We start from the raw sequence: 16,221 nt of genomic DNA on the forward strand, positions 1-16,221 counted from the left end.
ATATGAGGATAATAATCGCAAGCAACAACAAACACAAGGTTGAAGAGATAAAGGATATGATGGCGCCTTTGGGATTTGAGGTACTGTCCATGAAGGATGCCGGAATTGTGATGGAGGTAGACGAGGACCAGGATTCCTTCAGGGGGAATGCCCTTAAGAAGGCAACTGAGCTTTTTGAAAGTCTGAGCCTTCATGACAGGAAGGATACCTATGTCCTTTCTGATGACTCTGGACTTTCAGTAGACATCCTTCACGGCGCTCCTGGCGTCTATTCGGCGCGCTATTCGGGTGAAGGAGCGACTGACGCAAAGAACAATGAGAAGCTCCTGAAGGAGCTCTCTGGAGTCATGTGGGATGAGAGGACCGCAAGGTTCATCTGCGCCATGGCATTTATAGGAGAAGAGAAGGAAATCATAGTCCAGGGGGAGACTCCCGGGATAATCACATTCGAGCTGAAGGGTGAAGGCGGCTTCGGGTACGACCCCATGTTCTATTCACTTGAGCTTAACAAGACCTTCGGTGAAAGCGCACCTGAAGAAAAGAATGCCATATCCCACAGGGGAAAGGCGCTTGCACTCCTCGTAAGGGAGCTGTCTCTAGAGGAAGGGGAATAGCAGATGCTGATTGCGGTAGTATCGGATACCCACAGGAGGACGACCAGGATCAAGCAGGCCATAGCCATAATCGGGAAGGCAAATCCTGACAAGGTGATCCACCTTGGTGATAATATGGACGATGCCGACCTTATGGAGGCAATGCTTGGAATGGAGATAATAACCGTTCCTGGCAACTGCGACTACAGCGCCGATAGGGACTTCAAGGTCATAGAGGCTGGTCATCTTAAGATATTCGCGACACATGGGCATTCCTACGGAGTAAAAAGGGGTCTTCATGAGCTTGCTAAGGCTGCGAAGGACCACGGGTGTCATATAGCCCTCTACGGGCACACTCACGTCGCTTCGGAGGACTTAATGGACGGAATCCTGACCTTCAATCCGGGCAGCGCTGCAGAGCCCAGAGGGGGCCAGAAGCCTACCATTGGTTTCATAGAGATCAAGGGAAACAATACCGGCTTCAGGTTTGCAGGCATTGACGCGGGCCGATAGGCAATAAAAACTCATAAAGCAAATTCTTCAAATTTTGGTATTGACGCTTCATTGATTTTAGTATAGAATAAATTTTGTCGCTGAAAGGTGATAACTTTTATCGGGGTGTAGCGCAGCTGGGAGCGTGCGTGCTTCGGGAGCACGAGGTCGCAGGTTCGATCCCTGTCACCCCGACCAAGTACGCTTAGCATGTGGGCCAGATGAGCTGAGGTGAGCGTCAAGCGAAGCTATTCAGATGAAGGCCGGGATAAGTCCTGCAATGCCTTGATACTGGGATATCGCCAAGCGGTAAGGCACCAGACTTTGACTCTGGTATTCGTTGGTTCGAATCCAGCTATCCCAACCAATTCAATTTGGTTCGCTAGCTCAGTCGGTAGAGCACGTGACTTTTAATCACGGTGTCCGGGGTTCGATTCCCCGGCGAGCCACCATTAAATATGCGGGTGTAGTTCAATGGTAGAATTCCAGCCTTCCAAGCTGGTCGTGAGGGTTCGATTCCCTTCACCCGCTCCATTAGTCCCTTTTATTACACTTCGGGGTGTAGCGCAGCTGGGAGCGCGCGTGCTTTGGGAGCATGAGGTCGCAGGTTCGATCCCTGTCACCCCGACCATTTTAACCCTAGCCCCAATATGCGGGAGTGGCTCAGAGGTAGAGCGTCACCTTGCCAAGGTGAATGTCGCGAGTTCGAATCTCGTCTTCCGCTCCAATATAATATGCGTCTTTAGCTCAGTTGGATAGAGCAACGCCCTTCTAAGGCGTGGGCCGGGAGTTCGAATCTCTTAAGACGCACCATATGGTGAACGTAGTTCAGTTGGCAGAGCGCCAGTTTGTGGCACTGGTTGTCGTGGGTTCGAGTCCCATCGTTCACCCCATTTATTCTTTGGGATATGGCCAAGTGGTAAGGCTCCAGACTCTGACTCTGGCATCGTTGGTTCGAATCCAGCTATCCCAACCAAATATGCAGATGTGGCGAAATTGGCAGACGCACTAGACTTAGGATCTAGCGCCGAGAGGCATGGGGGTTCAAGTCCCTTCATCTGCACCACAATACCTCTTTAAGCGGGAGTGGCTCAGAGGTAGAGCGTCACCTTGCCAAGGTGAATGTCGCGAGTTCGAATCTCGTCTTCCGCTCCATGCGGGTGTAGTTCAATGGTAGAATTCCAGCCTTCCAAGCTGGTCGTGAGGGTTCGATTCCCTTCACCCGCTCCATTATGGAAAGACCTGCTTTGCAGGTCTTTTTTCATAACATGCCCCATTAGCTCAGTTGGATAGAGTGATGGTCTTCGAAACCAGAGGTCATGCGTTCGAGTCGCATATGGGGTACCACACAGGCAGAAATGCCTGTGGCAACAGAGAAAGCCTCCAAATCACCTTAAGCAGTGATTTGGAGGCTTTTTTTTGCATCACTTGAAAACCTTCAGTCTCCATGAAAAAAGAGCCCTCAGGCTCTTATTTCTCTCTCTTGAGAAGTACTGTCAGTATATAGTTGTTCAGGCTGCGGTTCACAGCATCGGCTTCCTTAACCAAATCTTCCTTCAGGTCTTCTGGTATTGTAAGCAGTATTTTTGTCTTATCAGTCGCTTTCATATCACACCTCATTCAAGTTTATGTTTATATTAAAATTATATACATATTCTGAAAAGACTTCAACATTAATATAAAAGTTTCACATATTTACTATAGAAAATTCACAGATTAATCCTTAAGACTTTTTGGAATTGAATAATTTTCATATAATAGATTTTCACTATTATATTTCAGGATTTCTTAAAGTCATGAATGACATCTCTTCAAACATTGGCTTTACATAAGAATTCTTTGTTATTTGTTCCTATACTGCAGATACTCAAGGAACTTCTTTACTGCAAGTGAGGTTCGGTTTCTGTCCCGAAATGCAATTCCGATATTCCTGAAGGCTGGTGTGTCCAAATCTTTTGCAATAATGCGGTAGGGAACACGCTTAAGTATAAGCTGAGGCAGGATGCTGATTCCGAGTCCGCTTTCTACCAGGAAGCATCCATCAGGATAAAAAGATACGAATTGATGACTTTCCTCGAGGGTCTTTCAAAGGAACATCCTGAGTGCGCTGAACAGTATGTCAGAACACTCCTGGAAAAGATAACAGTTTACGATGATCAATTCATTGTAGAATTTAAATCAGGGATTGAAATCCAGATTGATGAATAATCGATACAACATTAGACCCGCCTTCACAGAGTCGCGGGTCCTTTTCATAGAAAATATTTACAAGTTTTTTTGTTAGTTGAAACCAAATGTTTTATAATTATCTTATAGAGGTGTGGAGGGACTATGATGAAAACTTCGGATATGATACGACAGCTTTGTGACCAAATGAATATCAGCGTTTCCGAATTGGCTAGACGATTAGGCCAGTCTCCACAGAACTTCGGAAAAAAGTTGAAGCGTGAAACGATTACCTTAGAAGAACTTAAGGCCATTGCGGATGTTATGGATGTGAAGTTTGAACAGGCTTTTATTTTGCCTGATGGAAATGAAATTAAGACAGGAAGTGAGTAAATGAGGGAGGCGATCAAATTGATAACAATAAATATAAACGGTGTTGATTACAATGTTATTAGCGCTAATGAAAGCCATTCGAAAACTCAACCACATATTATAGAAACACTTTCCGGCAAAATCCCAGAGGGTAAACAACTGGGCTTACTTAAAGAGTACCTAAAACAGAATGGTATTATGCCTAAAGAAGGTGCGACAACATATTGGTGTATCAATAAGATTCTTCAACTTGGTATTAATAAGGGAAAGTACAAAAAGCCTAAAAAAGCTGAAAGGATGTATTTACCTTTAACTGAAGAGAATATTGAGGAACAGCATCAGTCTGTAAAAATGAGTTCTAGTTATGGTAAGGAAGGTTTGATAATACATGATGTTTTGAATTCCTTTCCTTTACATAATGACCTAAATACTATTGCTATGAAGATTGCTGTAATAGATGTGACTAACTCGACACACCTTTCGCAACATAAGAGTAAGCTGTCGCTATATGATCTAGCCAAAGTAGTACTGGAGATCCCCGAGTTTGATGAACGATTGAGAAAAGGGGATCCTGGGCTTGTAAATCTCATTGCAAGAAACATTGGCGAAACAAACATGTTCTCTTTTGCATCCAAGTATTGTACATATCACAATGTTGAAGTATACGGTAGAGATGATTATTCCATATTTGATGGAATAGTTAAAAATGCTCTGCCTTTATATATACAAGATTTAACTGTTAATAAAATTGATACTTGGCGAGTAAATTTTGAGTTTGAGTCATTTAATAGATGTGTCGGGGAGCTACTTGATGAGAACAATATTCACATTCCATTTAGAAGAAGAAAATTTGATCATTTTTTATGGTATGCAAACAGATAGAATTTGGATATTTCATTTGTGATTAAGAATTGATGGGAAATATGAGGGGATTAATTATGGCTCTAATACAAGATGAACTTGAAATAACCAAATTGAAGGACTTACTAAAAAAAAATTTAGCTTTACCTTCATATCAGAGACCATATAGTTGGAGTGTGAAGTCAACCAACACCTTATTTATTGATACATATGAGGCGTTTGGGAATGAAATTAAAGAATATCGACTTGGTTCAGTTATCTTCCACAAAGAACGCTCTGACAAATACAATATTGTTGATGGCCAACAAAGGCTTACTACCTTATCGATTTTGCTTTATTGTTTAGGTGAAAATAAACAAGGTATGCTTAAAGAAAAGTATAGTAAACAGTCTAACGATGTCATTGTCACAAATTTTGGTGTACTTTCAAAGAGAGCTAACGAATTAAACGATGATGAACGTCAAAAATATAAAAATTATTTATTGAACCAGTGCACAATGGTTCAAATCGTTACAGACAATGAGCAAGAGGCGTTTCAATTCTTCGATTCACAAAATTCTCGCGGTAAAGAATTAGCACCACATGATTTATTGAAGTCATACCATTTGCGAGAAATGAATAGTGAAGATGAAAATCAAAAAGTTAAAACAATAAATAGTTGGGAAAATATAAACCAAGATGATTTAGACGATTTGTACAAAAATTATTTGTACCCTCTGGTTCAATGGTATAAAGGAAAAGACGGTTTAGGTTATTCATCAAGTAAAATTGATTCTTTTAAAGGAATAAAGGGAGCAAATATCTACAATTATGCAATTTACCATAAAGTTAGTAATTTGTATGTGGAACAATTTAATGCTAACGGCAGTAACGAATTGCTAGCTTCGAAATTATTGAATCAATTCCAATTGACGCAGCCTTTGATAGCTGGGAAGCGTTTTTTTAGCTATACCCTTCATTATGGAAGACTATTAGAAAAAGTGCAGGGTCAAATAAATCACTTTCATGAGCATGATCAAATTCCAAGCAAGCGTTCTGGGGACATTTATATCAAGCAGCTTTATGAATGTTCTTTATTATTCTTTGCAGATAAGTTTGGTCTTGAGAACTTAACAAAATCTGTGATGCAGCAGCTTTATTCATGGAGTTATTCATTGCGGTTGGCTATGAATTCTGTGTATCCGCAGACCATAAATAAATATGCAAAAGGTCAGCATGAAAGAGCAAATTTTGAAATTGATATGTTTTCTGCAATCAGTGAAATGTCGGATCCAGAAGAATTGAAGTTAATTGTGCTTAAACAGCCAGACATTGACAACGGTAATAAAGAAAAATATAAAGTAGTTTATGAATTGCTTTGTGAATGGAACAGGTGGAGGAAATGAAAAATGATTTAAAAATAATACCGGTGTCACATGTTTTTGAGAACATCAACTACCTAGTGCCGATTTATCAACGCAATTTTGCGTGGAATGAAACCCAAATAGTGCAATTAATTGAAGATATCGATAGCTCAATAGACGATTCTAATAAAAACTACTTTTTAGGGAATTTGATCGTTAATCAAAAGGATAACAATATCTTCGAAGTGATTGATGGACAACAACGGCTAACTACTTTATATTTGCTTGAGAAGTACTTAGAAATTGTATTTGCAAAAGAAGCGTTGCGATTTGAGGCTCGTGAAAAATCAAATCGTACACTTAGTTATGTTAGCGATCGTAGTAATCATGAAATAATTGAAGAATTATCATCACCTGAAATCTTGAATGGATTTCAAGTCATAGATAATTACTTTAAGAATAAAAACATCGACAGAAACAGTTTTTCTGAAAAGTTGAAGAGAGTATTTCTTATTCGAGTTCAAGTTCCACAGAATATTGATTTAAACCATTATTTTGAAATCATGAATACCAGAGGTGAACAACTAGAACTTCATGAAATAGTAAAGGCCAAATTGCTAGAAGTACTTGAAAGCGACCACGAAAAAAACGTTGCAGCTTTGATTTGGGAAAAATGCTCCGACATGAACTCCTATGTCCAGATGAATTTTGATGTTAATACAAGAAGAAGCATCTTTACTGATGATTGGAGCAATCTATACCAATCAATTACGAATTTTGATTCGATAAAAAGTAAAATTTTTACAGCAAATGAATCTATAGATAAAAAAACCCTAATCGGAATTCTAAGCGAAAATAAATTACTTAATGTTTCAACTACGCAATTCGAAGATGAAAACGAGCGGTTTGAATCGATTATTTCATTTCCCAATTTCTTATTGCAAGTTAATGCTGTCTTGAGAAAACTTGGAGAAGAAGATGCAAGTCTTGATGATAAACATTTTCTTAGTAATCTATCGTGGACATGGTCAACATCTGAGAAAGCAAAAGATTACTTGTTTCATTTACTGAAGTGTCGGGTTCTATTTGACCAGTATGTATTAAAACGTGAGTTTGCGAGAGATTACAAAGATATGGGTAAATGGTCACTGCAACGTTTAGAAAAATATCGAGATAACAAGAAGAATAGCGATAAGCCTAAATATGTGGGTACTTTCGGTGATGAGGATAATGATAATAAGAAGTTAAGGACTCTTCAATCGTGTTTACGTATTACGTACACATCTCCAAAAACTATGCATTGGATTTCGGTAATAATATCTACCTTATTAGAAGACAGGGCAGTTGAAATTATTCCCATGTTAGAAAGTTATTGTAAAAAGAAGATTGTTGATTCTGATTATACAAAAGCTTATGGTTTCGGATTTGAACGAATTGTATTCACATATCTTGATTACTTAATCTACAGAGATGGATATTCTTATAATGGAAATGAAATTATACCACCCCTTCAGGATGATTGGCAATTCCAGTTTAGGAGTTCAATCGAGCATTTTCATCCGCAACATCCTGTCGAGGGTGAATTTTGGAAACCAGATGATTTGAACAGTTTCGGTAATCTTGCGTTGATTACAGTTTCTGGAAATTCTAAGTTTTCCAATTTGCCACCTGCAGGTAAAATCAATTCATACCCGAGTATCATCAATCAAAGTTTGAAACTTAGAATTATGGAAAAAATGACTAGACTGGGTGATGGGAAATGGACGGTAGAAAAGGCTAGTAAGCATAAAAATGATATGTTCGATATTCTAAGAAATTAAATGAAATTTTCGCGCCAAAAGATTTAACAACAGACATGATCATAAAGTGAAAAGTGAATCCTTTTAAACCTAGGGTTAGATTTAAAAAGGAGGAAACACTATGGCTAAAAAAAGACAGCATTATGTTCCTCAAGTGTATATGAAAGCTTGGGAAACAGAAGTCGTAAAAATTGCAGAACCATATAAAAAATTCCAAGGCGTATATGCATTCAAGCAGGGTGTTAATTTTGGAGATGGTGCAAATCGTGATACTATACTATGAGAAACGCATACATATACAATAAATTTTAACTATATATATATATATATATATCACAAAATCTTGTCCGCAAATATACAACTATTTGTAAATCAGGTCTTTGAAATAATGAGAAGCAAAAAACCGATGCCTGTATACGGAAAATTAAGATACAGCATCATAAAAACAAAAGCCAGTGTTCGAAAACACTTGTATGATATCTATGACTGGGAGTTTTATTATGATGATGGCAATCTGACCAGAAAGAAAAGCATCATTAATCGAATAAATGATTTGAATTGCTATATTCTAGAGAATGCTTTTGATGACAACTATGAGAAGCGCTGGGAATCAATATATATGAACTTTATTGATGAAGTTCATTGTGGTACGCCTATTGCTATCGGTCAGAGTGAGAGAAGAATAACTAAAGTTGCTGCAGTAGAAATGTTAGAATTTTTCTTCATGATGTTGTATCGAAGTCCTAAATTTGATGCTATGGGAATATATTCAGAGATAAAGGATAGGATTTTATATCCGGTCTTAAAAGAAGCTAAAGTGACAGATGAATTGATGACAGGTACTTTGTATTCAGAATTGTATAGAATGTTTTTTAAAGAGAACAGATGATTTTATCATAATGTAATTGCAAAAACAATGGAAGGGTGTCAAATGATATTGTTCGAGGCATATGACGATGCTGGAACATTTATAACATCAGATAATCCATCATTTCATCATGTTTCGATGGTAGAAAAAGAAAATTCAAATGGATTTATTTTTCCGATAACGCCGAAGCATTTATTATTCATTGGAAAAGGGGATACGGACTCAATAGACATAGTTGACCATCGATTTGCAGATCATAGTACAATCCAACATTTTAACAAAATTGTTTAAAATTTATAGTAAAAACACTTTGATAGCAAGCGGACGAACGCTTGACAATTTGACATAGGAGAACCGCCTTATAATCCAAATTGTTGGGATACAAGGCAGTTCTCCTATGTTAATTTTACGTCCACCATCACAACGGACTTGAATTCCACGGTGAATTTGCCCTCGTGGATTTGAACCTATTCAATTAAACGCATGACAAGAGTCTTGTCATATTCGGTCAGGGTGGTAGACTGATGTTGTTTGTCAACCAAATTTGACCCCCTTTTACATTGAAATCTGACCCCCATGGGGTCATTTTTCAACAACTCGGAAACCGTCCTGGACCAGACCCTTCCTGTCGATTATTACAGTCCGGGTACCATGGTTGATTCGAATATATCGGCTCAATTCCAGGCCTCGGTCATAGACAAGTTCCACTACCAGCTTATCGAAGTCCAAATCAGAAGGGACAGGTTCCGGAATCTGAATCGGTTTTCTCGACCTCTCCAGTTCCTCCAGGCTCAGGAACTTCTCAGGTGGGTTCATCGGCACCTCATGGTGCCTGTATTCGCCTGTAGTAACGTCAAAGCGATAGTCTGTCAGCCTCTCCAGTCGACGTTTCATCTGCTGAAAGCTTAAGTTATAACGGGTCCTGGCGAGTCTTGAGGCCTCCGCCTTGCCTTGTTGGTTATATGTATCAATGAATCCTTCGTAGTCTATGTTTGGATCGTGCTTAAGCATCCAGGACCTCCTCCAGTTTCTTATTTACGCGGTAGCTGTCCCCTGATATACTAATCACATGAGCATGATGAAGGAGACGGTCGAGCACAGCGGCAGCTGCGAGCTCGTTCGTGAAGATTTCATCCCACCTGTTAAAAGGTAGGTTGGTCGTGACAATGAGAGATTTTTTTTCGTATCTTTGCCGGATAAGCTGAAAAAATATGCTCTCTTTTTCTTTGTCCATTTTTAGGTAGCCCAGGTCATCGATGATGAGCAGGTCCACTTTTAACAGCTTCTTAAGCCGCTGCCGCAGGGTCCCTTTCTCCAGGCATTCGGACAAGTAGTCCATCAATTCGATGGCATTCGCAAACAGGACCGAACGGCCTGCTTCGCAAGCTTTCATTCCAAGGCCGGTGCTGATATGGCTCTTCCCTACACCAGGCGGACCTACGAGGATAACGTTCTCCTTTTTGTCTAGGAAACTAAGTGAGGCCAGGTCCAGTATTTTGCTCTGGTTTACACTCTCCTGGAATCTGAAGTCGAATCCCTCAATCACCTTATGTTGCTCGAAATGCGCTTCTTTGATCTTCTTTCTTCTCAGCCTTTCCTTCTTCCCTTGTTCCTCCACTATGAGCAGTCTTTGCAGGAATGCCCTATGGCCCAAGTTTTCTTCGACAGCACGGCCAATTTCTTCATTGAAGCGGTCATGTATGTCCGGAAGCTTGAACTGCTTCAGCAGCCGTCTGATTTCGCTGTCCACAATGTTTTCATTCTGGTTCAAGCGGTTTCCTCCTTTCTAGTAGTATGTTAGGTTCCTGACCAGCGCATCCTCATTCTTCAGTTTGAACCTTTCTTTCCGCTCCTTTTCCTTGCTTAGCAGAAACTTTGTCCGTTCATAGGTCATGATCAGTTCAAAATACCGTTCCTTGATGATCCTACGCATGTCATCGATCTTAAAGATGTTGTTCTCGATGCAGTGTGCAAGGATGAGGTCGAGGTCTGCCACATCGTAGAGTTCCAGCAGTTTCAGGATTTCCCTTGCGTGGAAGTGGGGTTGGTTGGTTACACGCCTGGCCAGGGCGTAGAAAGCCGGTCCATGCGAGAATGTCGCTTCGAAGACACGCTGGATCTCTGGAATTGAACTTGGCACCCTGGAGGCGATAGCCCTGTAGTCTGTGTCATTATAGATCCGCTCGTGCCTGCCTTCGTTGGTGTCCCAAGTTCGGATTAGGTTCATCTCTTCATCGTAGATTTCCAGGAGGTATCCATAGACAATGCGTATTTTCACTTGGTGGTCGACATAGTAAACCGGCAAACTGTAGCGGTTTGTCCCCACTGTTACGTGAGAGTCGGGACTCACTATCCGCTGTTCCATCCCGACATCCAGGACCAGCCTGGACGGAACAGGAAGGAGTGAATCCTTCTCTTCCTCGAACATTTCCTCGGGTGTCCGCCTGGTTGTCCCATGCACCTTCTGGTTCCAGATCTCCATGAATTTTCGAAGGCTGTCATTGAGGTCGTGCATATCTGCGAAATGGCTTCCCTTTACGAACTGTTCCTCTATGTACTGGTTCGGCTTCTCCACCTTGCCTTTTGTCCTAGGGCGCAGAGGTTCACAGGCATTGGGATCCGTCTTCAGGTGCATGAACAGCTTTAACGCGCTAGTGTTGAACTCCACTTCTTCGCCTTTCCTGTGGCTGGTGACTAGCGCCTTTGGGTTGTCGATGAGCAGTTCTCTGCTAACGCCACCAAGTGCCTTGAAAAGGTCCTGGATTGCCTCGTAGATACATAACCCATTGACCGCCTTGGAACAGATGGCAGCTTTCTTCCGTGAATAGCTCAGGACCATTGTAAAACAGTAAATCTTAATTTTCTTCCCACCGACGTCCATCATATATTCTGCCCAGTCGAACTGGGCCTGGTCACCTGGCGGGGTCTCGAACCTAACGGTGGCTTTCTTACTGATGCGACCTTTCTCGGTATCCAGTGTCTGGAGGTACCGGTAGACTGGGTTGATGGTTCCGGCGTACCCGATCTTCACGAGTTCGTTGAAGATCCTGGTCCCGATGTAAGAGTATTCACTATCGAGGTACCAGAGCCTGATGATGTCCTTGTAATCGTCCACCTTGGTCGGACTTCTTTCCCGCCTGTATACAGGTTCGACCTCCAAAGCGAGAAGCTTCTTCACTGTGTTCTTCGACATCTTCAGTTCTCTTGCAATCTGTTTCTTGGACACCCCCTTGTCATACATTTTTTTCACTGCGTTCCAGTCCTGCATGTCCTTCACCTGCTGTCCTCCTTAGGCTGCTATTTACAACATCCTAAGGATATTATCATTTCAGTAGGGGGGTCAACTTTCAGCGTAAAAAGGGGGTCAATATTCAGTGTAAATCAATAACTGATTCCTCAGGAATATAACCATCTCGGGAAACTGATTTTTAAACTCATCATGTACAGCACTTTCCAGCTGGACTTTCTGCTTTTTCTCGCGTAATCGGTAAATATCTTCTCCAAAGGGCTCATATTCTGCCTTGGTGTTAATGCTGACTTCTGTTGTCCAAAACCTGATGTGTTTTCTTGTCCAAGATTTGCTTTGGTTAATGGCAGGCTGAGTTGATCAGCCTGCCATCCTTTATGTCAATTCTCCATTGATTACCAATTTCACCATATGGTCATCAATTATTCTTCTGCCGTTCTGGCAACCGTAAATCAGTGAACTGGTACAAACCTTGATTATTACGCGCTTTCGATACCCCCGATACTCGTTTAAAGACCGCCAGTATTTTTAATGGAGTCCGTTTTGTATTTCATTGATACTCAATTGAAGTCCGGCAATATATCTAATAAGTCCACCTATCTATAGAATGAAGTTGTAGCTCATAGCTACAAAATAGAGAGGAGGCTTATTATGGCCACTAAAATCAAAGTCAAACTCATTCTGGAACTTCGGGCTTCACTAATGTCCAGGAATGCAATCGCACAGCTACGCGGGATGTCCCGAAACTCTGTCACTTCTGTCTTTCGTATTGCGGACCAAATGGGAATTGCTTATTCAGACGTAAAGGATAAGAGCCCTGATGAGGTCTACAAGTTGTTCTTTCCTGACAAGCATGCTGTAGAATCTCTCTATCAAGCCCCTGACTATGAGTACGTCCATTCAGAGCTTAAGAAGGTGGGAGTCACCCTAAAGCTACTATGGAAAGAGTACCTAGATACCTGTAGCGCTGTTGTAACTATGCCAATGGGATACACAAAGTACTGCAGAGGTTATCAAGACCACACTGTATCCAACAAATTGACAAACCATCTCGAACATAGGCCTGGAGTTAAGGCGGAGGTTGATTGGTCAGGGCCTACCATGTCCTATACAGACATGCAAACTGGAGAGGTTATCACTGCCTATCTCTTCGTGGGAACCTTGCCCTACAGCCAGTACTCTTACGTTGAGCCTTGTCTAGACATGAAGCAGAATACATGGTTAAGGTGCCATGTCCACATGTATGAATACTTTAATGGTGTTCCGATAAGAACCGTATGTGATAACCTCAAGACTGCTGTGATTAAACACCCAAAAGAAGGAGACATCATACTCAATGATGAGTACGAAGCATTGGCGCAGCATTACGTAACTGCAGTAATGCCGACAGGTGTTAGAAAACCAAAACAAAAATCTTCTGTCGAAGGAACCGTTGGTAAAATCGCAACAGCCATTATCGCAAGACTAAGGAATAGAAGATTTGCATCCTTCAATGAACTGAAACTTGGAGTTAGCGATGCACTTGATGATTTCAATAAGGCACCATTCCAGATTCGTGAAGGCAGCAGGTTTGAAATATTTGATGGTGAAGAGCGTCAGTACCTACATTCATTGCCAGAGATCCCATACGAGATAGCAGATTGGTTCTATCAGCGATCCATTGGCCTTGACTCCCACATTGTGTTGGCCAAGAATAGGTATTCCTGTCCTCATCAATATATGGGGAAAAAGGTGGATGTCAGAGTATCCGAGAATTTTGTGGAAATATACTATATGGACCAGAGAATAACAACACATAAGAAGTTTCCTGGTTACTTAACTAACAGATATTCCACGCATGAAGAGGATATGCCCGACCATTTCAACAAGCCAGAATGGGATGACACACGAATCGTACATTGGGCTTATTCAATCGGCAAACATACCGGTGAAGTCATTGAAAGGATATTCTCCAATGTGAAAATAAAAGAACAGGGATATAACCCATCCCTGTCCGTCTTACGCCTTAGCAAAACTTATTCGGAGGCTCGTCTCGAAACCGCCTGCGAATTAGCCCTGACAAAAGTCAATGTGCCTCGGTACCATCATCTTAAAACAATCCTAGCCTCCAATCAAGACCAAGTATTCTTAGGGAACAAGCAAAAGCAATCAACACCCACAAGAGATGGTGAAGGCTATGTTCGCGGCCCTGAATACTATGGAGGTAAGATAAGATGATACACGATGAAACAAGACGCAAGCTCAGAGCACTGAAATTAGACGAGCTGGTAGAGTATCTGGATATGCACATTACGGAATCGGATAAGCTTGGACTTTCTTTCGATGAAAAACTCCAGCTAATGATCGACTATCTGTATCAGGCTAAATTCAACACTAAAACTGAGCACCTCATTAAATTGTCAAAATTTAGACTGCCACGGGCTGAGTTGAACGATATCCACTACGTGCAACGAGGAATAGACAAGCTTAAGATGCTTGAAGTCGGAACTTGTTCGTTTATGCATGATTACCAGAATATAGTATTCCAAGGCTTCACGGGATCGGGTAAAACATACCTGGCTTGCGCTATAGGAAAGCAAGCATGCAAACAACAGTATAGAACCCGATATATCCGAGTTCCAGATCTTCTCATGGAGTATGACGAATACAGACTACTACCTAAAGGTAAACAAAAACTCTTAAAGAAATACTCTGCATACCAACTCCTGATTCTAGATGAATGGCTTCTTGAGGAGATATCAGATGAAGAAAGATACTTCCTATTTGAGTTACTTGAGCGCCGTTACGGCGCTGCTTCCAACATCTTCTGTACCCAGTTCAGAAAAGATGACTGGCATGGAAGATTGGGCGGAGGTACACCGGCCGATGCGATCATGGACCGGATTGTGCATGATTCAATCTACATTGAGACCGGGAGTCTCAATATGAGGGAATTTTACTCATCCCGGAGATGATGCATTAACTCGGACTCGGATTGAGTACTAGCGGACTTCAAAGAAATACTACCGGTACGGGTCTTCGACCCTACCGGTATCCCTGACGTGAAATAATCACAAACCTTATTAATCAGCCTGGCAGCACCTCCTGAGTATCGGTATATGGCCTCAATTGCCTCATCTGAGAATATTTCATGCTCTCTGCCAGCATATGTCAGGTGCCGCTTGATGTATGCCACTACCTCTGACTTGTCGTACTGGTTAAGCTTGTACTGCATATCGATTCGTTGCCTTATGGCTGTGTATGTCTGAAGCTGAAGCTTCTCCCACAGTTCGGTTTGACCAACCAGGATCAGAGCCATAGGGCTCTCAGCATCCATCTTGAAGTTGAGCAGGAACCGTACTTCCTCAAGCATCTCCTTGTTAAGCAGATGCGCCTCGTCAACCACAACGACAGGTCTCTTCTTGTGCAGCCCCTTCATCAGCTCGATTTCCTTGTGCAGAAGCCTTTTTGCATCGCCTCTGTAGAACTTTGACTCGCTTCCCAACTGTTCCAGCATGCCTTTGTAGAAGTGTCTTGGAGTCAGTTTGGAGTCCGCAAGGTACATTAGCGTGTACTTCTGAGGATCCAAGGAATTCTTGAATCTCCTGATTGTAGTTGTTTTTCCGGTACCGCATTCTCCCGTAACAACACAGAAAAGCTGTCGTTCAGCTACGTATGCAAGCCGACCCAAAGCCTCTTCAAGCATGTGTGACACGTACAGGTCTTCTGCAGGCATGTCACGCGTGAATGGTGTTTTCTCGAATCCGTAGAACTCTTCAAACATCGTCGCCACCTCCAGCCGTTATACTTCTGAAGGATATGGCAGTGCTTCTCTCTTTATCCTTACGCAACTCATTTTTCCGCTGTGCGCCATTCAGCAGTCGGGACTCGATTGGCTTTAGGATAGTCAGGTGCTCAGGCACAACAGGCTTTGCACCTACTCTTTCTCCTATGGTCAGCTTCTTTGCCTTGAATGGCTTTGCACCAGGATACTCTATGGTTACCTCGAATGTGTCTGATGGGTCATAGACTACGTCTACAGTGCAGCCTACAAAGGTGACTCCAACCTCGTATTTGTCACCATTGAAGCTTATGCATCCACTCTTGTCCACCTTTCTTTCCTCTGCATGGAGGAATGCGTCTGCAATGATTTCAGGCGCTATTCTCTTTATCGGCGTACTATCAAGATTGTATGCTTGTACTGGAGTTAGCCCGTTGATTGCCGAGTGCTCCTTGTTTTGGTAACACTCCTCAAGCCATACCCAAAACAGCCTGTTCATGTTATCAAGGCTCTTGGGGCTTGGGTCAACCTGGTATTCATCCAGAAACCTGTCAATGTTCTGGTTAAAGCGTTCTATCTTCCCAGTTCCCTCCGGCGCGTATGGCTTTGCAAACATCAGCCTTACGCCTAGCTTTGCGCATGCTCTGGTCATCCATCTGGTCCTGTATTGTTTTCCATTGTCAAAATATACGGACTGTGGCAAACCATGCTTCATGACAG

The 16,221-nt window shown here is 41.9% G+C and carries 18 protein-coding genes, 13 tRNA genes and 1 pseudogene; 25 read left to right on the forward strand and 7 right to left on the reverse strand.

Translation table 11 applies throughout. The features are described 5' to 3' along the window. Positions 1 to 2 precede the first annotated feature (2 nt). From rdgB to J2Z34_RS13380, 15 genes are all read left to right on the forward strand, one after another. The gene (rdgB, locus tag J2Z34_RS13310) at positions 3 to 614 is read left to right on the forward strand and encodes an RdgB/HAM1 family non-canonical purine NTP pyrophosphatase (RefSeq protein WP_209460366.1); all 612 of its coding nucleotides are present in this window, start codon (positions 3 to 5) and stop codon (positions 612 to 614) included. Between the two features lie 3 nt (positions 615 to 617). Beyond that, a complete protein-coding gene (locus tag J2Z34_RS13315; RefSeq protein ID WP_209460367.1) occupies positions 618 to 1,106 on the forward strand; it encodes a metallophosphoesterase family protein in 489 nt (162 codons plus the stop codon). A 101-nt stretch (positions 1,107 to 1,207) separates the two neighbouring features. After that, positions 1,208 to 1,283: transfer RNA gene (locus tag J2Z34_RS13320), tRNA-Pro, on the forward strand. Between the two features lie 94 nt (positions 1,284 to 1,377). Then, positions 1,378 to 1,452, forward strand: a tRNA-Gln gene (locus tag J2Z34_RS13325). Between the two features lie 9 nt (positions 1,453 to 1,461). After that, positions 1,462 to 1,537, forward strand: a tRNA-Lys gene (locus tag J2Z34_RS13330). Between the two features lie 8 nt (positions 1,538 to 1,545). Beyond that, positions 1,546 to 1,619 (forward strand) — tRNA-Gly (locus tag J2Z34_RS13335). A gap of 21 nt (positions 1,620 to 1,640) precedes the next feature. Beyond that, positions 1,641 to 1,716: transfer RNA gene (locus J2Z34_RS13340), tRNA-Pro, on the forward strand. 21 nt (positions 1,717 to 1,737) lie between these two features. Further along, positions 1,738 to 1,812: transfer RNA gene (locus J2Z34_RS13345), tRNA-Gly, on the forward strand. A 9-nt stretch (positions 1,813 to 1,821) separates the two neighbouring features. Then, positions 1,822 to 1,898, forward strand: a tRNA-Arg gene (locus J2Z34_RS13350). A gap of 4 nt (positions 1,899 to 1,902) precedes the next feature. Then, positions 1,903 to 1,978, forward strand: a tRNA-His gene (locus J2Z34_RS13355). Positions 1,979 to 1,987: 9 nt separating this feature from the next. Beyond that, a tRNA-Gln gene (locus J2Z34_RS13360) sits at positions 1,988 to 2,061 on the forward strand. A gap of 5 nt (positions 2,062 to 2,066) precedes the next feature. Further along, positions 2,067 to 2,151: transfer RNA gene (locus tag J2Z34_RS13365), tRNA-Leu, on the forward strand. A gap of 14 nt (positions 2,152 to 2,165) precedes the next feature. After that, positions 2,166 to 2,240 (forward strand) — tRNA-Gly (locus tag J2Z34_RS13370). Position 2,241: 1 nt separating this feature from the next. Next, positions 2,242 to 2,315 (forward strand) — tRNA-Gly (locus tag J2Z34_RS13375). Positions 2,316 to 2,355: 40 nt separating this feature from the next. Next, positions 2,356 to 2,432: transfer RNA gene (locus J2Z34_RS13380), tRNA-Arg, on the forward strand. A 123-nt stretch (positions 2,433 to 2,555) separates the two neighbouring features. Here the strand turns inward: J2Z34_RS13380 and J2Z34_RS13385 are convergent. Beyond that, the gene (locus J2Z34_RS13385) at positions 2,556 to 2,693 is read right to left on the reverse strand and encodes a DNA-binding protein (RefSeq protein ID WP_209460368.1); all 138 of its coding nucleotides are present in this window, start codon (positions 2,691 to 2,693) and stop codon (positions 2,556 to 2,558) included. Between the two features lie 234 nt (positions 2,694 to 2,927). After that, a pseudogene (locus tag J2Z34_RS13390) lies at positions 2,928 to 3,116 on the reverse strand (LysR family transcriptional regulator substrate-binding protein); the annotation flags it as partial. A 33-nt stretch (positions 3,117 to 3,149) separates the two neighbouring features. Here J2Z34_RS13390 and J2Z34_RS13395 point away from each other — a divergent pair. The 8 genes from J2Z34_RS13395 to J2Z34_RS17985 all read left to right on the forward strand — a co-directional run bounded on the left by J2Z34_RS13395 (position 3,150) and on the right by J2Z34_RS17985 (position 8,785). Then, on the forward strand, positions 3,150 to 3,293 hold the full coding sequence (locus tag J2Z34_RS13395; RefSeq protein WP_209460369.1) for a hypothetical protein: 144 nt from the start codon (positions 3,150 to 3,152) through the stop codon (positions 3,291 to 3,293). Between the two features lie 126 nt (positions 3,294 to 3,419). Continuing rightward, positions 3,420 to 3,644: a helix-turn-helix domain-containing protein gene (locus tag J2Z34_RS13400; protein ID WP_209460370.1), complete on the forward strand. Its 225-nt coding sequence runs from the start codon at positions 3,420 to 3,422 to the stop codon at positions 3,642 to 3,644. Positions 3,645 to 3,662: 18 nt separating this feature from the next. Beyond that, positions 3,663 to 4,505, forward strand: a complete 843-nt coding sequence (locus tag J2Z34_RS13405) for a hypothetical protein (protein ID WP_209460371.1) — start codon at positions 3,663 to 3,665, stop codon at positions 4,503 to 4,505. A 56-nt stretch (positions 4,506 to 4,561) separates the two neighbouring features. After that, complete coding sequence (locus J2Z34_RS13410; protein WP_209460372.1) at positions 4,562 to 5,869, forward strand: DUF262 domain-containing protein; 1,308 nt, start codon at positions 4,562 to 4,564, stop codon at positions 5,867 to 5,869. Then, positions 5,866 to 7,647, forward strand: coding sequence for a DUF262 domain-containing protein (locus J2Z34_RS13415; protein ID WP_209460373.1), 1,782 nt, complete (start codon positions 5,866 to 5,868; stop codon positions 7,645 to 7,647). The genes J2Z34_RS13410 and J2Z34_RS13415 overlap by 4 nt, the downstream gene beginning before the upstream one ends. Before the next feature lie 100 nt (positions 7,648 to 7,747). After that, positions 7,748 to 7,909 (forward strand): hypothetical protein, encoded by a 162-nt coding sequence (locus tag J2Z34_RS13420; protein ID WP_209460374.1) that lies wholly within the window; start codon positions 7,748 to 7,750, stop codon positions 7,907 to 7,909. Between the two features lie 105 nt (positions 7,910 to 8,014). Beyond that, entirely contained in the window at positions 8,015 to 8,515 is a 501-nt protein-coding gene (locus J2Z34_RS13425; protein ID WP_209460375.1) for a DUF4238 domain-containing protein, read from the forward strand. A 27-nt stretch (positions 8,516 to 8,542) separates the two neighbouring features. Continuing rightward, the gene (locus J2Z34_RS17985) at positions 8,543 to 8,785 is read left to right on the forward strand and encodes a DUF4238 domain-containing protein (RefSeq protein WP_425348048.1); all 243 of its coding nucleotides are present in this window, start codon (positions 8,543 to 8,545) and stop codon (positions 8,783 to 8,785) included. A gap of 291 nt (positions 8,786 to 9,076) precedes the next feature. Here J2Z34_RS17985 and J2Z34_RS13435 read toward each other — a convergent pair whose 3' ends face one another. Genes J2Z34_RS13435 through istA (J2Z34_RS13445) form a run of 3 tightly spaced genes read right to left on the reverse strand, consistent with a single transcriptional unit; the run spans position 9,077 to position 11,762 of the window. Next, the gene (locus J2Z34_RS13435; protein WP_209460377.1) at positions 9,077 to 9,505 is read right to left on the reverse strand and encodes a hypothetical protein; all 429 of its coding nucleotides are present in this window, start codon (positions 9,503 to 9,505) and stop codon (positions 9,077 to 9,079) included. After that, positions 9,498 to 10,265 carry an IS21-like element helper ATPase IstB gene (gene istB, locus J2Z34_RS13440; protein WP_209460378.1) on the reverse strand — a complete coding sequence of 256 codons (768 nt, stop codon included), beginning with the start codon at positions 10,263 to 10,265 and terminating at the stop codon, positions 9,498 to 9,500. Before istB ends, J2Z34_RS13435 begins: the two co-directional genes overlap by 8 nt. Positions 10,266 to 10,280: 15 nt before the next feature. Next, complete coding sequence (gene istA / locus J2Z34_RS13445) at positions 10,281 to 11,762, reverse strand: IS21 family transposase (protein WP_245250754.1); 1,482 nt, start codon at positions 11,760 to 11,762, stop codon at positions 10,281 to 10,283. A 630-nt stretch (positions 11,763 to 12,392) separates the two neighbouring features. Here istA (J2Z34_RS13445) and istA (J2Z34_RS13450) point away from each other — a divergent pair. Next, positions 12,393 to 13,958 carry an IS21 family transposase gene (istA, locus tag J2Z34_RS13450; protein WP_209460380.1) on the forward strand — a complete coding sequence of 522 codons (1,566 nt, stop codon included), beginning with the start codon at positions 12,393 to 12,395 and terminating at the stop codon, positions 13,956 to 13,958. Then, positions 13,955 to 14,695, forward strand: coding sequence for an ATP-binding protein (locus J2Z34_RS13455; protein WP_209460381.1), 741 nt, complete (start codon positions 13,955 to 13,957; stop codon positions 14,693 to 14,695). Before istA (J2Z34_RS13450) ends, J2Z34_RS13455 begins: the two co-directional genes overlap by 4 nt. On the opposite strand, the gene J2Z34_RS13460 is transcribed toward J2Z34_RS13455, so the two are convergent. Next, positions 14,677 to 15,504, reverse strand: a complete 828-nt coding sequence (locus J2Z34_RS13460) for an ExeA family protein (RefSeq protein WP_209460382.1) — start codon at positions 15,502 to 15,504, stop codon at positions 14,677 to 14,679. The two genes, J2Z34_RS13455 and J2Z34_RS13460, sit on opposite strands and share 19 nt — an antisense overlap. After that, positions 15,497 to 16,221 (reverse strand): Mu transposase C-terminal domain-containing protein (locus J2Z34_RS13465; RefSeq protein ID WP_209460383.1); only part of this gene is annotated, 725 nt, incomplete at its 5' end. The genes J2Z34_RS13460 and J2Z34_RS13465, both read right to left, overlap by 8 nt.

It is taken from the genome of Youngiibacter multivorans, from assembly GCF_017873395.1.
Classification (GTDB): Bacteria; Bacillota; Clostridia; order Clostridiales; family Clostridiaceae; genus Youngiibacter; species Youngiibacter multivorans.